Annotated in this window: 15 protein-coding genes and 1 pseudogene; 12 read left to right on the forward strand and 4 right to left on the reverse strand. The window is 71.9% G+C overall.

Annotated features, from left to right (window positions below; all coding sequences use genetic code 11):
* Positions 1-28: 28 nt before the first annotated feature.
* The 5 genes from CWS50_RS11390 to CWS50_RS11410 all read left to right on the forward strand — a co-directional run bounded on the left by CWS50_RS11390 (position 29) and on the right by CWS50_RS11410 (position 6415).
* On the forward strand, positions 29-1702 hold the full coding sequence (locus tag CWS50_RS11390; protein WP_127842886.1) for a PTS ascorbate transporter subunit IIC: 1674 nt from the start codon (positions 29-31) through the stop codon (positions 1700-1702).
* A gap of 176 nt (positions 1703-1878) precedes the next feature.
* The gene (gene ispF, locus CWS50_RS11395; protein WP_243118568.1) at positions 1879-2403 is read left to right on the forward strand and encodes a 2-C-methyl-D-erythritol 2,4-cyclodiphosphate synthase; all 525 of its coding nucleotides are present in this window, start codon (positions 1879-1881) and stop codon (positions 2401-2403) included.
* Positions 2404-2467: 64 nt separating this feature from the next.
* Positions 2468-4048, forward strand: coding sequence for a cysteine--tRNA ligase (gene cysS / locus CWS50_RS11400; RefSeq protein WP_127842888.1), 1581 nt, complete (start codon positions 2468-2470; stop codon positions 4046-4048).
* A gap of 38 nt (positions 4049-4086) precedes the next feature.
* On the forward strand, positions 4087-5094 hold the full coding sequence (gene rlmB / locus CWS50_RS11405) for a 23S rRNA (guanosine(2251)-2'-O)-methyltransferase RlmB (RefSeq protein WP_127842889.1): 1008 nt from the start codon (positions 4087-4089) through the stop codon (positions 5092-5094).
* A gap of 79 nt (positions 5095-5173) precedes the next feature.
* Positions 5174-6415 (forward strand): hypothetical protein, encoded by a 1242-nt coding sequence (locus CWS50_RS11410; RefSeq protein ID WP_127842890.1) that lies wholly within the window; start codon positions 5174-5176, stop codon positions 6413-6415.
* Between the two features lie 332 nt (positions 6416-6747).
* Here CWS50_RS11410 and CWS50_RS11415 read toward each other — a convergent pair.
* Both CWS50_RS11415 and CWS50_RS11420 read right to left on the reverse strand, forming a co-directional pair.
* Positions 6748-8114, reverse strand: a pseudogene (locus CWS50_RS11415) (DUF4032 domain-containing protein).
* A gap of 232 nt (positions 8115-8346) precedes the next feature.
* Positions 8347-9474, reverse strand: coding sequence for an ABC transporter ATP-binding protein (locus CWS50_RS11420; protein ID WP_127842891.1), 1128 nt, complete (start codon positions 9472-9474; stop codon positions 8347-8349).
* 236 nt (positions 9475-9710) lie between these two features.
* On the opposite strand from CWS50_RS11420, the gene CWS50_RS11425 reads away from it, so the two are divergent.
* Together CWS50_RS11425 and CWS50_RS11430 are read left to right on the forward strand one after the other, a co-directional pair.
* Positions 9711-11981, forward strand: coding sequence for a serine/threonine-protein kinase (locus CWS50_RS11425; protein ID WP_127842892.1), 2271 nt, complete (start codon positions 9711-9713; stop codon positions 11979-11981).
* Between the two features lie 326 nt (positions 11982-12307).
* On the forward strand, positions 12308-13228 hold the full coding sequence (locus CWS50_RS11430; RefSeq protein ID WP_127842893.1) for a DsbA family protein: 921 nt from the start codon (positions 12308-12310) through the stop codon (positions 13226-13228).
* Between the two features lie 29 nt (positions 13229-13257).
* On the opposite strand, the gene CWS50_RS11435 is transcribed toward CWS50_RS11430, so the two are convergent.
* Complete coding sequence (locus tag CWS50_RS11435; RefSeq protein WP_257495168.1) at positions 13258-13935, reverse strand: HAD family hydrolase; 678 nt, start codon at positions 13933-13935, stop codon at positions 13258-13260.
* A gap of 158 nt (positions 13936-14093) precedes the next feature.
* Here CWS50_RS11435 and CWS50_RS11440 point away from each other — a divergent pair, with 158 nt between their 5' ends.
* The 4 genes from CWS50_RS11440 (at position 14094) to CWS50_RS11455 (ending at position 19917) form a co-directional block, all read left to right on the forward strand.
* Positions 14094-14399: a PspC domain-containing protein gene (locus tag CWS50_RS11440; RefSeq protein WP_127842894.1), complete on the forward strand. Its 306-nt coding sequence runs from the start codon at positions 14094-14096 to the stop codon at positions 14397-14399.
* A gap of 191 nt (positions 14400-14590) precedes the next feature.
* Positions 14591-16552, forward strand: coding sequence for an alpha/beta hydrolase (locus tag CWS50_RS11445; protein ID WP_127842895.1), 1962 nt, complete (start codon positions 14591-14593; stop codon positions 16550-16552).
* Between the two features lie 226 nt (positions 16553-16778).
* The gene (locus CWS50_RS11450) at positions 16779-19085 is read left to right on the forward strand and encodes an NAD(+) synthase (protein ID WP_127842896.1); all 2307 of its coding nucleotides are present in this window, start codon (positions 16779-16781) and stop codon (positions 19083-19085) included.
* 58 nt (positions 19086-19143) lie between these two features.
* Positions 19144-19917 carry an HAD family hydrolase gene (locus tag CWS50_RS11455; RefSeq protein ID WP_127842897.1) on the forward strand — a complete coding sequence of 258 codons (774 nt, stop codon included), beginning with the start codon at positions 19144-19146 and terminating at the stop codon, positions 19915-19917.
* A 104-nt stretch (positions 19918-20021) separates the two neighbouring features.
* Here CWS50_RS11455 and CWS50_RS11460 read toward each other — a convergent pair whose 3' ends face one another.
* Positions 20022-20468, reverse strand: a complete 447-nt coding sequence (locus CWS50_RS11460; RefSeq protein WP_127842898.1) for a GNAT family N-acetyltransferase — start codon at positions 20466-20468, stop codon at positions 20022-20024.
* Positions 20469-20677: 209 nt separating this feature from the next.
* Between CWS50_RS11460 and CWS50_RS11465 the strand changes: the two genes are divergently transcribed.
* On the forward strand, positions 20678-22129 hold the full coding sequence (locus CWS50_RS11465) for a PAS domain-containing protein (protein WP_127842899.1): 1452 nt from the start codon (positions 20678-20680) through the stop codon (positions 22127-22129).

Here is a 22129-nt window from a genome sequence, read left to right on the forward strand (position 1 = left end):
CCACCAGCACCAACCGCAGGAGACCACTGTGTCACTCCTTGCCACCATCGCCCAGTTCGTCGTCAACGAGATCCTCAGCGTCCCCGCCTTCCTCATCGGCATCATCACGGCCACTGGCCTGGTCGCCCTGCGGCGAGGCACCGGCACGGTGCTGGGAGGCGCTATCAAGGCCGTGCTCGGCTTCCTGCTGGTCAGTGCCGGCGCGGGCCTGGTCACCGCCTCCCTGGAGCCCCTGGGGACCATGATCCAGGGCAGCCTGGGGACCCGGGGCGTCGTCCCCACCAACGAGGCGATCGCGGGCATCGCCCAGGAGCAGTACGGCACCCAGGTCTCCTGGCTGATGATCCTCGGCTTCGTGGTAGCCCTGCTCCTGGCCCGCCTGACCCCGCTGCGCTACGTCTTCCTCACCGGCCACCACCTCCTGTTCATGGCCACCCTCATCACCATCGTCATGGCCTCCGCCGGCATGCCGGGACCGGTCGTCGTCGCCCTGGGAGCCCTGCTCCTGGGAGTCCTCATGGTGTCCCTGCCCGCCCTGGCGCACCCGTGGACCAGGCGGGTCACCGGGGACGACTCCATCGCCATCGGCCACTTCGGCACCCTGGGCTACATCGCAGCAGGAGCCGTGGGGCGGCTGGTGGACCCCCGGGGACGCTCCCGCTCCACCGAGGACCTCAAGGTGCCGGAGTCCCTGCGCTTCCTACGCGACTCCATGGTGTCCACCGCCTTGTCCATGGTGGTCATGTACCTGGTGCTGGCCGTGGCCTACCTGGCACGGCGTGGCTCGGACGTGGCCTTCACAGCCTTCGCGGACGGGGCCACAGACGTCGGCAACTACCTCATGCAGGCGGTGACCCAGGGCCTCCAGTTCGGTATCGCGGTCGCTGTCATCCTGTTCGGGGTCCGCACGATCCTGGGCGAGCTCGTCCCCGCCTTCCAGGGGATCGCGCAGGCCGTGGTCCCCGGGGCCGTCCCGGCGCTGGACGCGCCGATCGTCTTCCCCTACGCCCAGAACGCCGTCCTCATCGGGTTCCTCTCCTCCTTCACCGGGGGGCTGGTCGGGCTGGCGGTCCTGGGGACCTGGCTGGGGCCCGCCCTCGGTCTGGCACTCATCCTGCCCGGGCTCGTCCCCCACTTCTTCACCGGGGGCGCGGCAGGCGTCTACGGCAACGCCACTGGTGGGCGCCGGGGTGCGGTGGCGGGCGGGTTCGTCAACGGCCTGCTGGTGACCTTCCTCCCCGCGCTGCTGCTGCGGGTCCTAGGGACGCTGGAGACGGCTGCCACCACCTTCGGCGACACCGACTTCGGCTGGTTCGGCCTTCTCATCGGGTACGGCGCCCGGACCGGCACCGCAGCAGGAGGCGTGGTGCTCGCCCTGGTGGCCGCAGGGCTCCTGGCGGCAGCCATCGTGGTGCAGCGCCGGGTGGTGGAGCCCGGCTGGGACCCCGCCCCGGCCCGTCCCCGGACAGGCGGTCAGGCCGCAGCCGCCCCCGGCGCCGAGGCCACGGGTAACGCAGCGTCACAAGAGGCGTCACAGGCACCGCCGTCGCCACGGCAGCAGGCCGGAACCGTCTCCGGCACGACAGACGACTCCCCCACCTCACCCCGGCGCCACCCGCGCGTGAGACCCCCGGCCGGCGCTCCGGCCCCTCCCCCGCCGCCCCTCCCGCAGGACAGCACCGGCCCCACTCAGGCACACTAGTTCTCATGACCAGCACCGCACTCCCTGAGCCACTGCCCGACACCGCTCAGCCCGGCCCTAACGCCTCTGCCGCACCCACCACACCCACCTCGCCCAGGAGCTCACCGCCCGACGCCGCGCCGCCCCTGGCCCCGCCACGCCGCCGCCAGCCCCGGCACGCGACCGGCCCCGCCACCATCGACCTCGACCAGGTGGTCCACTACCTGCCCCGGACCGGGATCGGCACCGACGTGCACGCCTTCGCCGCCCCCGGCTCCACCACCCCGCTGCACCTGGCCTGCCTGGAGTGGCCCGGGCAGACCGGGCTGGAGGGTCACTCCGACGGCGACGTCGTCGCGCACGCCTGCTGTGACGCCCTCCTGTCCGCTACCGGCCTGGGGGACCTGGGCAGCGTCTTCGGCACGGCGGAGCCACGGTGGCAGGGGGCCTCAGGGGCACTCCTCCTGGCTGAGACCGCCCGGCGGGTGCGCCAGGCCGGCTTCGAGATCGGCAACGTCGCCGTCCAGCTGGTCGGGCAGCGCCCCCGGGTGGCCGACCGTACCGCGGAGGCGGCGGCGGCGCTGTCAGCAGCGGCCTCGGCACGGGTCACCTTCAGCGCCACCACGACCGACCACCTGGGGTTCCTGGGACGGGAGGAGGGGCTGGCTGCGGTGGCCACCGCACTGGTCTACCCGGCTCACCCGGCCTGGCGCGCCTCCTGACCCCGTCTCCTGGTCACCAGCCTTTCCAGCCCCGGTCACCGTCACACCCCGGTAGGGTGGGACGGTGACTACAGTGACTGCCGTGCCTGCCGGCTCCCCCGCCCCCCAGCCGACCCTGCGCCTGTACGACTCCGCAGCCCGGGAGGTCGTCCCCCTGGCCCCCACCGTGACCCCGGGAGTGGTCGCGATATACCTGTGCGGCGCCACGGTCCAGGGCAGCCCGCACATCGGGCACATGCGCTCAGCCATCGCCTTTGACGTGTTGCGCCGGTGGCTGGAGCGCCAGGGCCAGAAGGTCGTCCTCATCCGCAACGTCACCGACATCGACGACAAGATCCTTACCCGCTCCGCCGCAGCCGTCCCCCCCGTCGCCTGGTGGGCGTGGGCGCAGCGTCACGAGCGCGAGTTCGACGCCGCCTACCGCGCCCTGGGCGTGGCCCCCCCAACCTACGAGCCTCGCGCCACCGGCCACGTCCCGGAGATGATCAGCCTGGTCACCCGCCTGCTGGAACGCGGCCACGCCTACACGGGGGAGGCTGGCAACGTCTACTTCTCTGTGGCCTCCCTGCCCGGCTACGGCTCGCTGACCAACCAGCGTCCCGAGGACCTGGCCTCCACCGAGGAGGAGCCGCAGCAGGAGGACCAGGAGGACACCGAGGCGGACAAGCGCGACCCACGGGACTTCGCCCTGTGGAAGGCGGCCAGGCCGGGCGAGCCGCAGGACGCCGCCTGGGACGCCCCGTGGGGGCGCGGGCGTCCCGGGTGGCACCTGGAGTGCTCGGCCATGTCGCACCGTTACCTGGGCGAGGAGTTCGACATCCACGGGGGTGGGATCGACCTGCGCTTCCCGCACCACGAGAACGAGCAGGCCCAGTCCCACGGCGCTGGGTGGGGCTTTGCCCGGCACTGGGTCCACAATGCCTGGGTCACGATCAAGGGCGCCAAGATGAGCAAGTCGCTGGGCAACTCCCTGACCGTGGCCGAGCTCCTCAGGTCGCACGACCCGGTCGTCCTGCGTCTGGCCATGGGGACCGTCCACCACCGCTCCACCGTGGAGTTCTCCGAGGAGACCCTGACCGAGGCCGCCTCCCTGTGGGAGCGCCTGACCAGTGCCCTGACCCGGGCGCAGGAGCTCTGCGGGGACCTGGGGAGCACCGACCAGGCTGGGCTGAGGCGGCTGGCGCTGCCTGAGGCCTTTGCCGCCGCCATGGACGACGACCTCAACCTGGCGGGCGCCATGGCCCAGGTGCACGCCTGCCTCAAGAGGCTCAACATGGCCCTGGCCCAGGCGGGCCACGACGGCGCGGGCGCCGCCGCCGACGCGGGGACAGCCGGGGCCGCGCCTTCCGGAGTTGAGACCGTGCGCCAGGCCGCCCTGGAGCTGCGCGCTATGCTAGACGTCCTGGGGCTTGACCCCTTCAGCGATCCGTGGCGCTCCTGCCTGGCAGGGGCCGCAAGGTCGACAAGCGGGTCCGACGCGGCCGCGCACGCCCTGGACCACCTGGTGACCGACCTCCTCGACCAGCGCGCCCAGGCCCGGGCCGCTAAGGACTGGGCCCGGGCGGACGCCCTGCGTGACGCCCTGTCGCAGGCAGGGGTCGTCGTCGAGGACTCACCCGTCGGCGCCCGCTGGCACCTGGCCTGACCAGGACCAGGAACGACAAGCTAAGGAGGCACCCAGCGATGCCTGGAAACGACCGTCGCCACGGCGCCCTGCGCCGACGCGGCAGGAAGGGCCCCACCAAGGGGTCCGGCGGAAACCGCCGTCGCGGCCTGGAGGGCAGAGGACCCACGCCAAAGGCGGAGGACCGCGTCGGCCACCCCAGGGCGCGGGCCAGGCAGCAGGCTCAGGCGCAGCAGGAGCGCCCCAGCCGCGCTGAGCAGCACCACCGCACCCGCGAGCGCCTCCGGGTCTCCCGCAGCAGCGAGATCGTGTTCGGCCGCAACGCCGTGGCAGAGGCCGCCTACGCCTCCGTGCCCTTCTCCCAGGTCTTCATGGCCGCCTCGGCCGACGACGACGAGCGCCTCCAGGCGGTAGTACGGCGTGCCGCCCTGGCTGCCGCCCCCGTCGTGGAAGCCAGCAGGGCGGACCTGGATGCCCTGACCGAGGGCGCCGCCCACCAGGGCGTGGCCGTGGAGGTGCCCCCCTACCAGTACGTGAGCGCGGCAGACCTGCTGGAGGGCGCCCGCAGCCGGGACCGCACCCCCCTGCTCGTGGCCCTGGACCAGGTCACCGACCCCCACAACCTGGGAGCCGTCCTGCGCAGCGCTGGAGCCTTCGGCGCCGACGGGGTCATCGTCCCCGCCCGCCGCAGCGTCGGCGTCACCGCAGCCGCGTGGAAGGTCTCCGCAGGCGCGGCGGCACGGGTGCGCGTCGCACGTGAGACCAACATGGTGCGCTGCCTGGAACGCCTCCAGAGGCAGGGGTGCTTTGTGGTGGGGCTCGACACCCGCGCCACGACGCACGTGGAGGACATGGGCCTGGCCGACTCCCCCCTGGTCGTCGTGACCGGCTCGGAGGGCAGGGGCCTGTCCCGTCTGGTGCGTGAGACCTGCGACCTTCTGGTCTCAGTGCCTATCACCGGCTCCGTGGACTCCCTCAACGCCGCAGTCGCCACCAGCATCAGCCTCTACGAGGTCGACCGCCTCCGCCGCCAGGCACGGGGCGCGGCCGAGGTCGGCACCCGCTAGGACTCACTGGCGCTCTCCCCACAGACAACCGGGCCCTGTTTGCTGACACAATAGGCCCAGCCCACCACAGGAGGTCCCCATGGCCCAAGCCGTGCCCCAGCGCTGGAACCGTACCGACGGGGTGCTTGTCGCCCCGGGCGCGGCCCCGGAGGCCGTTGCTGCCGCCTTTGCCGCCCGCAGCGTCGTCGCCCGCCTTGAGTGGTTCCCCACCACCGCCCACCTGCTCAGCCTCACCTTGATGACCGACGCGGACGGACGCGTGGCTGTCACCCCTCCCTCCCGCGGGGGCGTCGTCCCCGGCCCAGGGGTCGGTGAGCTGGTGGAGTCACTGGCACGTGAGCTCACGGCTGACGTCGCTGTCGGCCCGGCCTCCTTCAACGCCCTGCCGACCGACCTCACGCTGCCCCCGGCCACCACCCACGGGGCCGCCAGCGCGCGCACTGTCGTAGTCTCCCCCGTGAGCGCCTACATGGTTCCCCTGCAGGCCACGCTCCTGGAACGGCCCCTGGCGGTCGCCTCCGCGCCTGGCCTGGACCGCCGCATCATCATGTACTCCGGGGAGGGCAACGGCCTGGGAGCCTTCGGCTGGGACGAGGAGTCCCTCCCGGCCCTGGTCCTGACCTCCGACTCGGAGGACATGTCGGTGCGCGCCGTGACTACCGGGGACCCGGAGGAGGACGCCGTCTTCTCCTGGGGCATGAGCTCGCTGCACGTGTGGGGCGCCGTCAAGGAGCCGGGTCCCGCCCTGCGCGCCCTGGCCGACGAGGTGCTCGCCGACCGCAAGGACGCCTCTGACATCGCTGCCGCCGTGCCGGGTGCGGACCTGGAGGCTGCGGCGGCCGCTGTGCTTCGGCCAGGTGTCGAGGGCTTCCAGGCAATGATCGAGGCGCTGGGCCTTCCCGACTGGGTGCTCAAGGTGCTGACGGGCAGCCTGGCCCCGGTCGAGGTGCCGGGTGTCGTCGTCCACGAGCCCCGGGGCCTGTCCAACGCCGTGGGCCGCAGTGTCGGGCTGTTCCTGGAGGACCCCTCCTCCCCCGGCTCCGCCCTCTGGCACTCCTACGTCCGCACGGTCACCGACATGCCCTGGGCTGTCAGGGCGGTCACCCTCCTGGAGGCCAGCCTGGGCGGGACGCTCATGGGTGCTGCGGTGCGTCGGCACCGCAGCGGGGGCAGCCTGTCAGGAGGGCTTGTGGCTCTGGGAACCTTCCTCATTGTCGATGCCGTCACCGAGGTCTCGCTGGCCTCGTGGACCCGCCACCGCGAGCTGCGCCGCCGGGCAGACCGGGAGACCGCTCTGGTCGCCGAGGAGCTCGGGGCCTGACACCGCACCCTCACCCTCCTTGGGACCAGCCCCTCCAGCCCCGGCTGCTGCACATCTTCACGGTCCTTCCAGGTCGGGCCGGGAACGCGGCCCGCAGGGTTCTGAGGCTGCTGCGCGGGCTGCCAGGCCGATGATGTGCAGAAGAGTGGGTGCTGCACATCATCAAGTCTGTGGCAGGCGGTGTGGGGCCAACCCGGATGGTCTTTCCCGCAGAGTGATGCGGTTGCGATGCGGGCCAGTCCGCTGGCGCCGGGCGTCGCAGCCAGTGAAGATGTGCATGATGGGTGCGGGCACGTACCAGCAGCCGTCCCCGAGGGCCGGGGGAGCCGTCCTCACTCCCCCTTGAACTTCATTCCTGCGGTGAAGCCAAAGGGGTTGGCCTCGTAGGCAGCAAGTGTCTGCGCGTCGAGGGCAGCGAACTCTGTGTCCTGCGGCTCAGCCTCCTGCGAGACGGGGACCGCCTCGATCTCCTGGGTGTCCGGCGTGGCGAGGAACGCCCGCTCGTCACGGTGCTGGGGCAGGACCGTCGCCACGTAGTCGGCGGTGGCGTCCTCCATGGACACGTCGCCCTGACGCTGCTCCGACATGTACCAGCGGTGCTCCAGGATCTCGTGGAAGATCTCTGCGGGCTCCAGCTTGCGGCGCAACTCGAGCGGGACAGCCATGATGGTCGGCTCAAAGACGTCCGAGAGCCAGGCGTGGGCGACCAGCTCGACGGGGTCGTCCTTGCGACCGCAGATCGCCCGGTAGGCCTCCAGGTCGTTGAGCATGCGCTGGCCCTGACGCTCCTGGACGTCCAGGCCGGTCAGGCGCATGACCTGCCTGTGGTAGTGGCCTGCGTCAACGACCTTGGGCTGGATGGACATGTAGGTGCCGCCGGCGTCCGTGGTCATGGTGAGCTCGGCGACGTCGTAGCCCATCTCGTTGAGCCTCTCGATACGGCTGCGCACCCGCCACCGCTCCCTCAAGGAGAAGGACTCCTCAGCGGTGAGAAGGTCCCACAGCTCGACGTAGCGGGCCACGATCCGGTCCCCCACCGCTATGGTGTCCACAGTGGGCTCCAGCAGCGCACCTGCCTGGAGGTCCATAAGCTCACCGATGATGTTGGTCCGGGCGATGTCGATGTCGTAGAGGCGCTTGCCCTCCGTGATCCCGTCGGGGTGGAGCTCACCGGTCTCCGCGTCCACCAGGTAGGCCGCGAAGGCTCCGGCGTCACGCCGGAACAGGGTGTTGGACAGCGACACGTCGCCCCAGTAGAAGCCCAGGAGGTGCAGCCGCACCAGGAGGACCGTGAGGGCGTCGATAAGGCGGGTAGCGGTCTCGGGACGCATGTACTGGCTGAACAGGCCACGGTAGGGCAGGGAGTAGGACAGGTGCTCAGTGACGAGCGCGGAGTTCAGCAGGCTTCCGTTGAGGTCCGTGCGTCCTGAGACCACCGCAGTAGGCTGGACGCAGGGCGCGCCCAGGCGCACCAGGTCCCGCAGCAGCGTGTACTCCCGGTGAGCGACCGACTCACCGATCTCCTTGACGGCGATCACCCCGCTCGGAGAGGTTGACGAAGCGCCACGACGTGCCGCGACAGGCCACGGGGCAGCGCGGCGAGGACCTCTGCAGGCCACCGCTCCAGCGGCGTCTCCCACGGAAGGTCCAGCAGCGCGGGGTCAATGGTCACCGCAGCGATCTTCATGGACTGGGGCATGGGCTCATCCTCTCAGGTCGGCAGACTGACGGTGCGCGCCCCGGGCCTCGCCCCTCAGGACAAGGCGGGCGGCGGGAGGGGGAGCGGGGAGAGCGGTACCGGGCCGTGGCGCCCCGGTACCACCACGGCGGGTCCCGCTCCGGTAGCCAGGGGCAGGACCCGCCGTGAGGAGGTTACGAGCAGGTGCGGCCTGGTGGCGCACCGGGGTGCGCCACCAGGCCGGGAGAGGGCATCAGGAGGGAAGCCGCGTGCCGGTGGCTGAGGAGAAGATGTGCTCCTCACCCGGGCGGATGCGCACGTGGACCGTCTCCCCGGGCTCGGGGGCGGTCCTGGGAGGCACCCGCACGATGATCTGGCTGGAGTCCTCACCGGAGCCGAGCTTTGCCTCAGAGTCCTCGGCCCCGACGAGCTCACCGTAGATGTAGGCGTCCGAGCCGAGCTCCTCCACGAAGGACAGCCGCACCGGGATGGAGTGCTCGTCAGAGGAGGAGACGACGTCCAGGGACTCCGGGCGGAAGCCGATGGTCACCTTGCCGTCGTCCTCGGGGGTGAGGGCGTCCAGGGTGGCCTGGGAGAGGCGGATCCTGGCCTCCCCGGTGGTGGCGGTGTCACCGTCGACGGTGAACTGGCCCAGGTTCATCGCCGGGGAGCCGATGAAGCCCGCGACGAACTCGTTAGCGGGGTTGTCGTACATCTCGCGGGGGGTGCCCACCTGCTGGAGCACGCCGTCCTTGAGGACGGCGATGCGGTCGCCCATCGTGAGGGCCTCGGTCTGGTCGTGGGTGACGTAGACCGTGGTGACACCCAGCGAGCGCTGGAGGGAGGCGATCTGGGTGCGGGTCTGCACACGCAGCTTGGCGTCCAGGTTGGACAGCGGCTCATCCATGAGGAAGACCTTTGGCTTGCGCACGATAGCCCGTCCCATGGCCACACGCTGGCGCTGGCCGCCGGACAGGGCCTTGGGCTTGCGGTCCAGGTAGTCGGTCAGACCCAGGATCTTGGCTGCCTCCCGCACGCGCCTGTCGATCTCGTCCTTGGGAGTGCCTGCGATCTTCAGGGCGAACCCCATGTTGTCGTGGACCGACATGTGCGGGTACAGGGCGTAGTTCTGGAAGACCATGGCGATGTCACGGTCCTTGGGCTGGACATCGGTGACGTCACGGTCACCGATGAGGATACGGCCGGAGTTGACGTCCTCCAGGCCCGCGAGCATCCGCAGGGAGGTGGACTTTCCGCAGCCGGAGGGGCCGACCAGGACGAGGAACTCCCCGTCGGCGATCTCGAGGTTGAGGGCGTCGACACTGGGGCGGTCGTTGCCCGGGTAGACGCGCGTCGCGTTCTCAAAAGTCACAGTTGCCATGTGCGCTTTCCCTTCACTGGCAGGTACGTGCCAGACGATCCGTGGTGAAAGGTGCCGATGCGTGTCCGCATTGACACGGTCCGCCGGGAGGTAGGGCCTCCCTGCGGCAGGGACATGCTTTCACACTCCTCGCCCGTTGACCAGCCCCGATCTCACGAGTCTCGCACCTGATCTCACGAGTCCTGCACCGGGGCTGACTGGCCCCGTCCCCGCCACGCTGCCGGTACTGTGGGGACATGAGCTACGATCCCGGGGTGCCGACGAGCGGGGCACCGCCCCTGCGCGGCCTGCGCGCGGGCAGCGACGTCGGCGGCTACCGCCTCCTGCGTCGTCTGGGCGCCGGGGGCATGGGCGTGGTGTGGGAGGCTGCGGACGCTGACGGCCGTCGTGTGGCCATGAAGATCCTCCACCCCCAGATCGCCGCCGACCCGGTGGCCCGGCGCCGCCTGGAGCGCGAGGCCCGGGTCCTGGCGCGTGTCCGGGGGGAGCGCGTGGCCCGCGTCCTCGACGTCGAGACCGGTGACGGCTCCGGGGAGGGCCTGGACGTCACCTTCGTCATCACCGAGCTCGTGGACGGCCCCACCCTCCAGCACGAGGTGGACCGCGAGGGGGCCTACGACCTGGGCCGGGACGCCGGCGACCTGGCGGACCTCGCCCACGGGCTCGTGGAGGCGCTGAGGGCCGTCCACGCCGCCGGGGTCATCCACCGCGACCTCAAGCCCTCCAACGTCATGCTCGGTGCCCAGGGGCCCGTCCTCATCGACTTCGGCATCGCCCAGGTCGCCGACGACAGCCGCCTCACGCAGACGGGCCAGGTCACCGGCACCCCGGGCTTCATCCCCCCCGAGATGCTCGACGGCGGGGAGCCCTCCCCGCAGGTGGACTGGTACGCCTGCGCGGGGGTGCTCCTGTTCGCGGTCACGGGCCAGCCTCCCTTCGGCTCCGGCCCCTGGCAGGCGGTCTTTCGCAGGGTCTACGCCGGGACGCCGGAACTGGGGGGACTGGAGGGAGGCTGCCCTGCCCTGGCGCAGGCCTTCACCGCCGCGCTGGCCCCCCAGGCCGACCGGCGCCTGAGCCCTGACGGCCTCCTGGCCGTCCTCGACGAGGTCGCCGAGGGAGGCAGCGGCCAGGAGGCGCTCGCCGCCGCCCTGGCCGGAGCAGGACTCGCCGCCGCAGCGGGGGCGGCAGGGGCCGCCAGCGGCGTCGGCAGCACTCCCGGGGGCGGTGATACCACCGCCACGGCTGACGTCACCCCCAACACCGCTGTCGCCGCCACCCAGGACGTCTCCGGGTACGGCCCCACGTACGGCCCCGGCACAGCCGACCCTGCTGCCCCGGCGACCACCACGACACCTGCTCCCGTGCCCGACCCCACTGTCCCGGCCGTGGGACCAGGAGACCTTGTTGGCGCTGCAGGTGCGGCTGGCACTGTCCCTGACGGCGTCACGGCGCCCGCCCCGACCTCGCCGGGCGCAGCGGCACCCTCCGCGCCCCCTGCTGTGCCACCAGTCACCGGGGCGCCTGCCGTCTCACCGCCCTACGCCCCCCAGGCCCCCCAGGCCTACGACGGCTACCCGGCACCGGGAGTGGTGGGTGAGACCAGCCTCTCCCTCCCAGCGGATGCGCCAGCCCCCGCCACAGTCCCGCCCCCGGTGCCGTCAGCACCGGCGGAGCCGTGGCCAGGCACCAGCCAGCCACCGCCCCAGCCCGTGACCGCCCCGATGCCCCCCGGCACCCTGTCAGCGGGAGCCACTCCCGGGACCGCCCAGGGGAGCACCTACCCCTACCAGCCGACGACCGTCCAGCCCCCAGTGCTGTCGGGGCCGCCTCCTGCCAGCCCGCAGCCACCACAGGCCCCCTACCCCCAGCCCCCCTACGACGCGCCTGCTCCTGCACCTCTGCCCGCCTGGGCGCGGGAGCCCGGACGGTACCCGGGTGCCATGGTCGCTGTCCTGGTCCTGCTGGCCGTGGCGGGGCGCTTCTCAGCAGGGTGGGTGGTCCTGGCCGTCACGCTGCTGACCCTCGTGGCGGGGACGGTGGGACGCGCCCAGGACAGCCTGCGCTGGACCAGGCTGTCCAACCGGGCGGTCACCCCGGGCGACCGCTCACGCATGTGGCTGGCCACGCCGTGGTACCTGCTGCGCTCCCTGGTGGCCACGACCTTCGCCGCGGCATCGACCCTCGTGGCGACCGCGCCGCTACCCTACGTCGCGCTGCGTGCACCCGAGCTCCTGGAGAGCCCGTTGTCCTTCCTCGACCCGGGTGGCAGGCTCCCGTTCATGCTGGCCCTGTGGGTCGCCGTGTACACCCTGCTGCTGTGGCTCATCCCCTGGGGCGCCCCGGCCCGTCGCGGAGGAGCCCACCTGGTTGAGACCGTGGCCCCCACGCCACGGGCCAGGTGGGCCCTGGTAGCAGTGGTGCTGGCGCTGAGCCTGATGCTCTACACCCTCCAGGACTCCGGCCAGGTGGCACAACAGCTCCTGGAACCACTGCTCACCGTGTGGTGAGACGCGGAAAGGGCCTGGCCAAGAAAGGTTGCCTGGCAAAGACAGCCCGGAAAGACAGCCCGGCTGGGCCATGCCTCCAGGCACCGGGCCGGGTCGATCCAGATCACAGCGCTGTCCCCCTACCGCGAACGACGGCGCTCCCACCCGGCGCCTAGGTGACAATACGTGCACCGTCGGGACAGGCGCGCGCACTCTGCCTCATACTGGGCACACTCCTGTACCAGCCTTCCTGCCCGACATCCGGGCGCAGTCCTCCGGTCGGCCCGGTGTCCTCACTTCCCAGCCCGTTATCCACATCCGCACCGCACAGTACAGAGGAGCTCCAGGTGGCCTCGAACCAGCCCCGTCCGACCAAGGCCCAGCGCCGTGAGGAGGCTCGCGCCAGGGCCAAGGCCCTGAGAGAGCAGGAGGCCCGCAGGCAGAGGCGCGCCACCATCGCCCGGCGCTCCCTCCTCGGTGCCGCCGTCGTGGGGGTGGCGGGAGTCTCGAGCTATGTGATCTACAACCACCTCCAGGACAGTGGTGGCACCGGCTCCGCACAGTTCCCGACCGCAGGAGCCATCGCCACCACCAGGGCCGACCGCAGCGGGGTGCCCGAGCCGGTGCTGTCCAACGGCTCGTGGACCTACGGCCCCAGCAGCGAACTGGACACCATCAGCAGCCAGGCACCGGTCCTCGACGTCTACTTTGACTACTCCTGCCACTTCTGCGCCTCCTTTGAGACGACCCACGCCGCAGAGATCTCCACGCTGCTGTCGCAGGGCAGGATCACCCTGGTGCTGCACCCCTCCACGATCCTCGGCAAGGAGTGGACTGACCAGGCGATGAACGCCATGGGCGTCGTCCTGGACGAGGCACCGAACCAGTCCATGGCCTTCCACACCGCTGTGATGGAGCTCTTCGGCCGGATCTACGAGGCCCAGGACACCTCCATGATGACCACCGAGAACCTGGTGGCCGCAGCCACCTCGGCTCAGGTGCCCACCGAGGTCTCGGCCCGGTTCGAGGAGGCCGTCAACGACAACACGTACGAGGAGTGGACGACTCTCGCCCAGGAGGCGGCCTCCGCGGTCGGGGTCACCGCCACGCCCACCGTCTACCTCGACGGCGAGCAGCTCGACCTGAGCCAGATCAGCGGGGAGACCGCTATCACCGAGCTGGTGGAGGCCGCCGAGGCCTCAGCAGCCCCCGCCGCCAGCGAGGAGGCCACGCAGGAGGCGTCAGCCTCCCCCACCGCAGAGGGCTAGGGGCTGTTGCGACAGCCCGCTGGGGGCGCCTAGGGCCAGGGACGCAGCAGGAGGTCGAGCGTGACGGAGGCCAGGTCGGGGACCACGACCAGCCCGGGATCAGCCGGGAAGTGCTTGCTGCTGCCGACCTGGACCACGCGGATGCCGTTGCCCCGTGCTGAGGCCGCGCCGGTGGGCGAGTCCTCGACGACGACGCACTCGCGCGGCGTCGCCCCCAGGCGCTCCACGGCGGTGGCGTAGGGCAAGGGGTCCGGCTTGGAGCCTGCCCCGTCGTCACCGCAGACCAGGGTAGCGAAGACGTCGGTACCAGAGACGTCGCCGAGCTCGGCAGCCACCCGCTCCACGATCACGCGCGGGGAGGCGGAGACGATCGCCTGGGCGATCCCCACCCGGGCCACGGCGGAGGTGATCTCCCGCGCGCCCGGCAGCAGGGGCGGGTGCGCGGTCACCCTCGCCTCCACGTCGCGGGCCATCGCCTCGTAGACCTCCAGGGCGGCGGGGTCCTGGGGGCTGGCGGCGGCGCCGGTGGCGGCGATGACCCCCCGGGCGACGGGGATGGAGGTCCCCGCCAGCGCGGAGACCAGCTGCGGTGTCACCGTGCCGCCCCGGGCGGTGCAGTGCCTCGCGAAGGCCTCGTCCCAGAAGGGCTGGGAGTCGATGAGGGTGCCGTCCATGTCCCACAGGACGGCACGGACAGCGGGAAACAGGTCAGGGGCTGCGGGCTCGGAAGGTGTGGCGGGCTCGGAAGGTGTGGACGAGGTCACCTTCCTCAGGGTACCGGTTGCGCCCTCCGTCCGGGCGGGCCAGGGAAGAGTCGGGGAACTCCCCGATACCGGGCGGGCCCAGAGCAGGGGAGGATGGAGCCATGACACAGCAGCACCCCTCCCAGCAGCCTCCGTCCCGTCCGGCCTCCTCCGGCGCCAGCGGCTGGTGGGCCAGGACGCGGACCGTCCTGCCCGCCCGCTCCCGGAGCCACCGCCTCCTGGGCGGTGTCTGCGGCGGCCTGGCCCAGGCGTGGGGCACCCGCCCCCTGGTGGTGCGTGTGGGCGTCCTGCTCCTGGCCCTCCTGCCGGGGCCGATGTGGGTGGTCTACGCGCTGGCCTGGGTGGTGATGCCGCCGGAGGGGGCAGCCGCCCCTGGTCCGGACCACAGCACGCAGGCACAGTGGTAGCACCAGAACCGACCGCCCGGGACCGGAGGCCGACGACTCCAGGGTCATCCTAAAGATGGAGGTGGGGTAGTCCTTCAGGAGGAGAGGCGGAGCGCAGGTGGCGCGGGTCTTCGTTCCCCAAGAGGATGGCAGGGCATTCCTGCGCTTTCTACGGTAGGACCGTGAAGATCACAGCGAGGACACGAGGTGACGTGTCGCATGCAGCACAGGTAGAAGAAGGGGCGACGCCACCGGGGACCGTGGCCGCCCGGCGTCGGTACCGCCCCTGGGCGGAACCCCTGTCGCTCCTGGCGTCAGTGGCGCTGGCAGCGGGACTGGTGGCATCTGCCGCCCCCGGGGCCGTTGCCGCCCAGCCGGCCGGCAGCTCCAGCTCGGTGGACTCCTCCACAGAGTCCTCAGCCTCCTCGGCGGGCGGCTCAGACAGCAGTGGGGGCGCCGGTGACTCCGCCAGCACAGACAGCACAGACTCCGCTCCGAGCGAGGAGGTTCCCGAGGGCCTGGAGGACTTCTACGGCCGCCAGATTGACTGGCAGCCCTGCGAGGAGTCCCAGCAGGACGCCCAGGGCCAGGACGGGGCGGGGCAGCAGGGCGAGGGGCAGGAGGCGCAGCAGGCCGCCCGCGAGTGCGCCACCGTCCAGGTGCCCCTGGACTATGACGACCCCTCCGGGCAGACCATCGACCTGGCGCTCAAGCGGCTCCCCGCCTCCGGGCAGTCCCAGGGCAGCCTGTTCACCAACCCCGGCGGGCCCGGTGACAGCGGAGTGGAGCTGGTCGACGCCGCTGAGGGCTACTTCTCCGAGGACCTGCGCCAGGGCTACGACATCGTGGGCTTCGACCCCCGTGGCGTGGGGCAGTCCACGCCACTGGAGTGCATGAGCCGGGAGGAGGCGCTGGAGGAGGTCTCCGGCGAGTCCACGCTGGAGGAGGCGGGCGGGACAGACGCCCTGGAGGGTGAGGGCCAGGAGCCTTCCCCCGGCGCCTCCCTGGTGGAGCAGGCGGTCCAGGAGGGGGCCAGCCAGGCGGCGGCCTGCCTGGAGCACTCCCCGGTCCCCGAGATCATCGACCACATGGACACCCAGTCCGTGGCCCGGGACATGGACGTCCTGCGTGCCCAGTCCGGTGACGAGAAGCTGGCCTACCTGGGCTTCTCCTACGGGACCTTCCTGGGGGCTGTCTACGCCGACCTGTTCCCCGGCAACGTGGGGCGCATGGTCCTGGACGGCGCCATGGACCCCTCCATGAGCATGGCGGACATCCAGCACTCCGACGCGGTCTCCTTCCAGGCCTCCCTGACCAGCTTTGTCTCCTACTGGCAGCAGCGCGGCAACAGCCCGCTGACCGGCACGCCCGAGGAGGGGACCGCCCAGCTGGTTGAGGTGGTCCAGGCGCTGAATAATGAGCCGGTCACCGACCCGGGCACCGGTGCGACGCTGGGTGGAGAGGACCTGACCGAGCTCCTCTACCAGGCCATGTACAACGATGCGTGGTGGGACAGCCTCGCCACGGCCCTGGGGCCCGTCGTCACCGACCGCGCCCCCTCTGCCCTCGTCGAGCGGTACTTCAACAACCTGGCCTCCGAGCAGACTGCAGCCTCACTGGCCAACAGGCCGGCCATCAACGCCATCAACTGCCTGGACAACCCCGTCCAGGGTGACCTGGAGCAGTGGGAGGCCCAGTTCGAGCAGCGGGCAGAGGTCTCGCCCCTCTTTGGGGCGAACGAGCGTGCGTGGAGCGACGCCTTCTGCTCCGGCTGGGGCCGCCAGGCCGTGCGGGAGCCCGCTGAGATCAAGGCTGAGGGCGCGGCCCCCATCCTGGTGGTAGGCACCACGCAGGACCCGGCCACGCCCTACCAGTGGGCGCAGTCCCTGGCCGACCAGCTGGAGTCGGGCCACCTGCTGACCGCCGAGGGCAACAAGCACTGCGCCTACAGTCACGGCTCGACGGACTGCGTGGACGCGGCTGTCGACGCCTACCTCCTGAGAGGGGAGCTCCCGCAGGAGGGGACGAGCTGCGCCCTGCCCGGCCCCGAGGAGGGCGCAGGGGAGGCGCCAGCCCCTGCCCTGCAGGAGCAGGTCCTGAACGGGGGCCGTCAGGCCCCGGGCCAGGGCCTGGCTCTGGCGACCCTGCTCGAGAGGAAGGAGGTGAGCCGGTAGGAACCCACCCTGATGCTTCTCATCCATCCGTGAGCGTGGCGGTCACCCTTGTTGTTTCAGGTGGCCGCCACGCTGCGTGCCGGGCGGGACCACCAGTCAGGGCCGTCGCACCTCACCGCCCGGCCCTGCCTCCTCCGGCGTGGCTGCTCCTGGCAGGCCCGTCTGCCCCGCTGCGTCCCCCAGGCCCGTCCCGATCCTGTCGCAGGTTCGTGGCAGGATCGGTGCCATGCAGCAGCCCGACCCGCAGCCCCGCCCCGCCGGGCAGGCTCGTCCCCGCCGTATCGAGTTCCGCTCAGCCTACGACCAGGGGTTCGCGCGCGTCGCAGCGGTCACCCTGCCCGTCGTGCCTGCGGACCCCGCCGCCAACGCCGCCGCCGTCATCGAGCAGGCTCGGCAGCTGTCTGGACAGGGCGTGTGCCTGGCGGCCTTCCCCGAGCTCGGCCTCAGCGGCTACGCCATTGACGACCTCCTCCTCCAGGACGTCGTGGAGAAGGAGGTGCTCGCAGCCATTGAGGCGGTACGTGCCGCCAGCCAGGACCTCCTGCCCGCCCTGGTGGTGGGCGCGCCCCTGCGCGCCCACGGCACGCTCTACAACTGCGCCGTGGTCATCCAGGGCGGCTGCGTGCGCGGGGTTGTCCCCAAGTCCTACCTGCCCACCTACCGCGAGCTCTACGAGAGGCGCCACTTCGCCCCCGGTGACGTCGTCAGCGCCCGGACCTCCCGCCTCCACCTGTCCGGTGTGCGCCAGGGACCGCACCAGGAGCGGCCGGGAGCCGGGGCAGGGGGCCAGGCAGAGGAGCACGGCGAGGACCACACGGCCCGGCTTCCCGGCGCGCTCGTGCCCTTCGGCGCCGACCTCCTCTTCGACGTGCGTGACGTGGAGGGCCTGGTCTTCCACGTCGAGGTCTGTGAGGACTCCTGGGTGCCGGTCCCGCCCTCGTCGCTGGCGGCCCTGGCGGGGGCGAGCGTCCTGGTCAGTATCGCCAGCTCCCCGGTCACCGTGGGGCGCTCACGGGAGCGTCGCGCCCTGGTGCGCTCCTCTTCCGCCCGCAACCTGGCCGCCTGCGTCTACGCGGCCGCCGGGCAGGGGGAGTCCTCCACGGACCTGGCCTGGGACGGCCAGACCCTCGTCTGCGAGGGTGGCGTGCTCCTGGGAGAGGGCGAGCGATTCGCCGACGGCCCGCGCGCCACGGTCGCCGACGTCGATGTCGAGGGGCTGCGCGCCCAGCGGCTGCGTCAGGGGACCTTTCGAGACAACGCCGTGACCTTCTTCCAGGCAGTGCCCGGCTCCCAAGCAGTGCCCGGCGGCGGGCAGGACGTCCGGGCCGCACCCGTGGGGGACCCGTCGCGCTTCACCACCGTGGTCATCGGGGAGGAGGACCTGGCCGTCCCGCGCACGGACATCGGCCTGAGGCGGCTCGTGGACCGCTTCCCCTTCGTCCCCGCCGACCCCGACCGCCTCGCCCAGGACTGCCACGAGGCCTACTCCATCCAGGTCGCCGCCCTGGAGCAGCGGCTGCGGGCGATCGGGTCCCCGCGCCTGGTGGTCGGCGTCTCCGGGGGGCTGGACTCCACCCACGCCCTCATCGTGGCCGCCCGGGCCATGGACCGGCTGGGACGCCCCCGCTCCGACATCCTGGCCTTCACCATGCCCGGCTTCGGCACCACCCCAGGCACCCGCAGCAACGCCGAGGCCCTGGCGCTCGGCCTGGGGTGCCGCTTTGAGGAGCTCGACATCCGGCCCACCGCGACCCGGATGCTGGCGGAAATCGGCCACCCCTACGCCAGCGGCGACAGGTCCCCCCAGGCCTACGACACCACCTTCGAGAACGTCCAGGCGGGCCTGCGCACCGACTTCCTGTTCCGCATCGCCGGCGCACGCGGCGGCATCGTCCTGGGAACGGGAGACCTCTCCGAGCTGGCCCTGGGGTGGTGCACCTTCGGGGTGGGCGACCACATGGCCCACTACGGGGTCAACGCGGGCGTGCCCAAGACCCTCATCCAGCACCTCGTCCGCTGGGTGGCGTCCGAGGGCCTCTTCGGCGAGGACGTCAGCCAGGTGCTGGCCTCCGTCCTGGCCACGGAGATCAGCCCCGAGCTGGTCCCCGCGACCCAGGCGGACCCGGTCCAGTCCACCCAGGCCCGGATCGGCCCCTACGCCCTCCAGGACTTCACCCTGTGGCACGTGCTGCGCCACGGCTCACGCCCCTCGCGGATCGCCTTCCTGGCGGAGAAGGCCTGGGCCCGCGCCGAGGAGGGCACGTGGCCGCCAGGCCTGCCGGAGACGGAGAAGGTCTCCTACAGCCTGCCGGAGATCCGCCAGTGGCTGGAGGTGTTCTACCGCCGCTTCTTCTCCAGCCAGTTCAAGCGCTCCACCCTGCCCAACGGCCCCAAGGTCGTGGCAGGCGGGTCACTGTCCCCCCGGGGGGACTGGCGCATGCCCTCGGACGTGGCCGCCACCGCGTGGCTGGCGGAGCTGGAGCGCAACGTCCCGCAGGAGCAGCGTCCCGCAGGAGGAGGGCGTGGACGGTGACCGGGAGGACGGCTGAGACAATCACCGGGGACGGGACTCATGAGCGTAAGGAGACGCAGTGACCAGACTTCTCGTGACCGACCTGGACGCCACGATCGTCTTTGACCGCCAGGTCGGAGCCGCCGACCGCGCCGCCATGGAGCGCTGGCGGCAGGCGGGCAACCTGCTGGTCGTGGACACCGGCAAGTCCGTCGTCGCCACCCGGGACGTCCTGGAGCCCTGCGGGGTCGGCTTTGACTACGGCGTCGTCTTCACCGGGGCGGTCCTGGTGGACGGTGGCTACCAGGTGCTCTCCGCGCGCTTCATCCCCGACGGCGTGGCCCACGAGGTCGTCTCCACGTTCACGCAGTGGCCGGGGGTCACGGTCTTCGCCACCACCATTGAGGCCGACCACATCCTGGCCCAGGGCGGGGGGACCTCCTCCGTCCTGCCCGTCTACAGCCCGATGACCCTCCAGGAGATGGCCGCCCACCAGTTCATCGGGGTGCCGATGCGCGTACCCGACGACACCCGGCGGGAGGCCGTCAGGGCTGAGGTCGCCCGACGCTGGGGCGGGGTCCTGGAGTGCCACCGCAACCAGGACTTCCTGGACCTCGTCCCGGCGGGCTCCTCCAAGGGCAGCGGGCTCCGGCAGGTCCTGTCCGGCCCCCTGGCTGGCCGGGACCTGGAGGTGTGGACCATCGGGGACTCCTGGAACGACCTCGACATGCACGCGCAGGCCGACCACGCCGTGGCCCTGCCCTGGTCACCCCCGGAGGTGGCGCAGGTCTGCGAGCGCAGCGTCGCCTCCATGGCCGAGCTCATCGACTCCCTCCTGGCGGAGGAGGCGTAGAGAGGAGGCGTAGAGGAGCCGTCACCGCCGCCCAGCAGCCGCCCCCGAGAGCAGCGCCGTGCTGCGCCTTGACGGTAAGCGCGCCCGGGCGCCCCTGAGCGCCCTCAGTCCCGGGCGTAGCGGTAGACGTTGGTCTCCCGCAGCGAGAACCCCGCACGGCGGTAGAGGCGGTTCGCCGCCTCACGGGTAGGACGGGAGGTGAGGTCCACGGTGCGCGCCCCCAGTCCGGCAGCGTGGTCGACAGCGGCCTCCACCAGGGCCTGCCCCGCCCCCTGGCCCCGGGCGTCGGCGTCGACGACGACGTCCTCGACCCACGCGCGCAGCCCGGTGGGGATGGTGAAGGTGGCCAGGGTCAGCATCCCCAGGATGGGCGCGGGCTGCTGCTCCTGGGTGTCGGGGCGGAAGACGAAGAGGTAGACACCCTCCTGGGCCACCAGGGCCTCGCACTGCTCGGCCGTCAGCGCCGGGGCGCTGCGGGACAGCTGGGGGATGAGCCTCTCCATGGCCTCAACGACCTCCGGGCCGGAGGCGGTGACGAGCTCAACGGACATGTGTTCCTCCTGGGTACGCGCAAACAGTCTGGCGTGGTGAGCCTACATCCTGTCGTGTCCGTCCTGTCGCGTCGCCAGGTCCTGCGCGGGGTGGCCGGAGGTCCCTGCGGGCAGAGCACTGAGCGTCACCGTGTCGCCAGGTCCCGCGCGGGGTAGCCTGGGGGGTGTCCCGGACGCCGCCGGGCCTGCTGCTACCCGGAAGGCTGCTCATGGTCGAGTACCCACCGTCCTCTGGCTCCTGCGACTCCCCTGGCGTCGAGCACCTCTTCGACGCCGAGGAGCTCTTCTTCTCCACCACGGACTCCCGGGGCCGTATCCGCCGGGCGAACGCCATCTTCATGAGACTGTCGGGCTACCCGCGCGGCAGCCTGGTGGGACGGCCCCACAGCGTCGTGCGCCACGCTGACATGCCCGCAGGCCTGTTCCGCTCCGTGTGGGACAGTATCGAGGCTGGCTACGCGGCTACCGCCTACATCACCAACCGGTCCTCCGACGGTGGCCGCTACCGGGTGCTGGCCACGATCGTCCCCTCTGGGGACGGGTACCTGTCGGTGCGGACCCTGCCGATGCTCACGGGGCTGCGTGACCGTGTGGAGGAGGTCTACGAGCGGGTCCGTGAGGTCGAGTCCGCCTCGGCTGCGGCAGGCTCGACACGTCGCCAGGTCGCGGCGGCGGGCAGCGCGGCCCTCCTGGCCGAGCTGCGCGGGCTGGGCTACGCCGACGCCGTCAGCTTCACCCGGCAGGTCCTGCCCGAGGAGGTCGCTGCGCTGGTGGCCAGCGGCGTGGGCATCCCCGACCGGCCCGGCGCCACGGGGCCGGTGGGCCGGGTCCTGGCGGCCATGAACGCGGTGGAGGAGGAGACCTCCGGCCTGGTGGGCGTCCTTGAGGAGGGCAGGACCCTGGTGGGGCTGCTGGGGCGCAGGGCCGACCAGATCGACCGGCTCTCGCACCGTCTGGGGGACCTGCGCCAGGCCCTGCGCCGCCTGCAGGAGGAGTCACACGAGTCACAGGAGCAGCCCACTGCGCCCCCAGCGGCCCAGGCCGGCCAGGGCTGGCGCGAGGTGGACGCCCTGGTCCTGGAGTGCGCCGAGCAGCTGCGTCCGCTGCACGGCCAGGTTGAGGAGCTGCGGGGCGACATCGACTCGGTGCGCTTCGCCATCGCGCTCATGCGCCTGCACAACCTGGCTGCCGGCTTCTTCGCCCTCCAGATCCTGGAGGGCGACGACGAGCTGGGAGCCAACGACGCCGTCGGCTCCCTGGCCGAGCTGTGCACCGCCCTGGAGGCCGGGGCGGCGTCCCTGACGCGGCGGCTTGACCTCCTGGCTGCCCGCAGCGACCTGGTGGCCGGGGAGCTCGACGCGGTGGTCGACTCGCTCGCCGCGGCCACAGCACCCCTGGAGGACCTGCTGCGGGCAGCGGGCAGCACCGTGACGCCGGACGGGGCCGGGGCGGTTGCCCCAGGAGGGGATGACGGGGACAACGAGGACGATGGGGACGCTGCGGCTGCCGTGCGCGCCCTGGTGGGTGACGGGTTCCCGCAGGCGCGCGACCTCGCGGACCTGGCAGGCCGGGTGCGTGACCTGGACCTGCCCTACAAGGAGGAGCGGGTCGATGCCCGTCTGGAGGAGGTCCGTGCCGCCCTGGCCGAGCTGGGCGGCTGA

The sequence above is a fragment of the Actinomyces wuliandei genome (assembly GCF_004010955.1).
Classification (GTDB): Bacteria; Actinomycetota; Actinomycetes; order Actinomycetales; family Actinomycetaceae; genus Actinomyces; species Actinomyces wuliandei.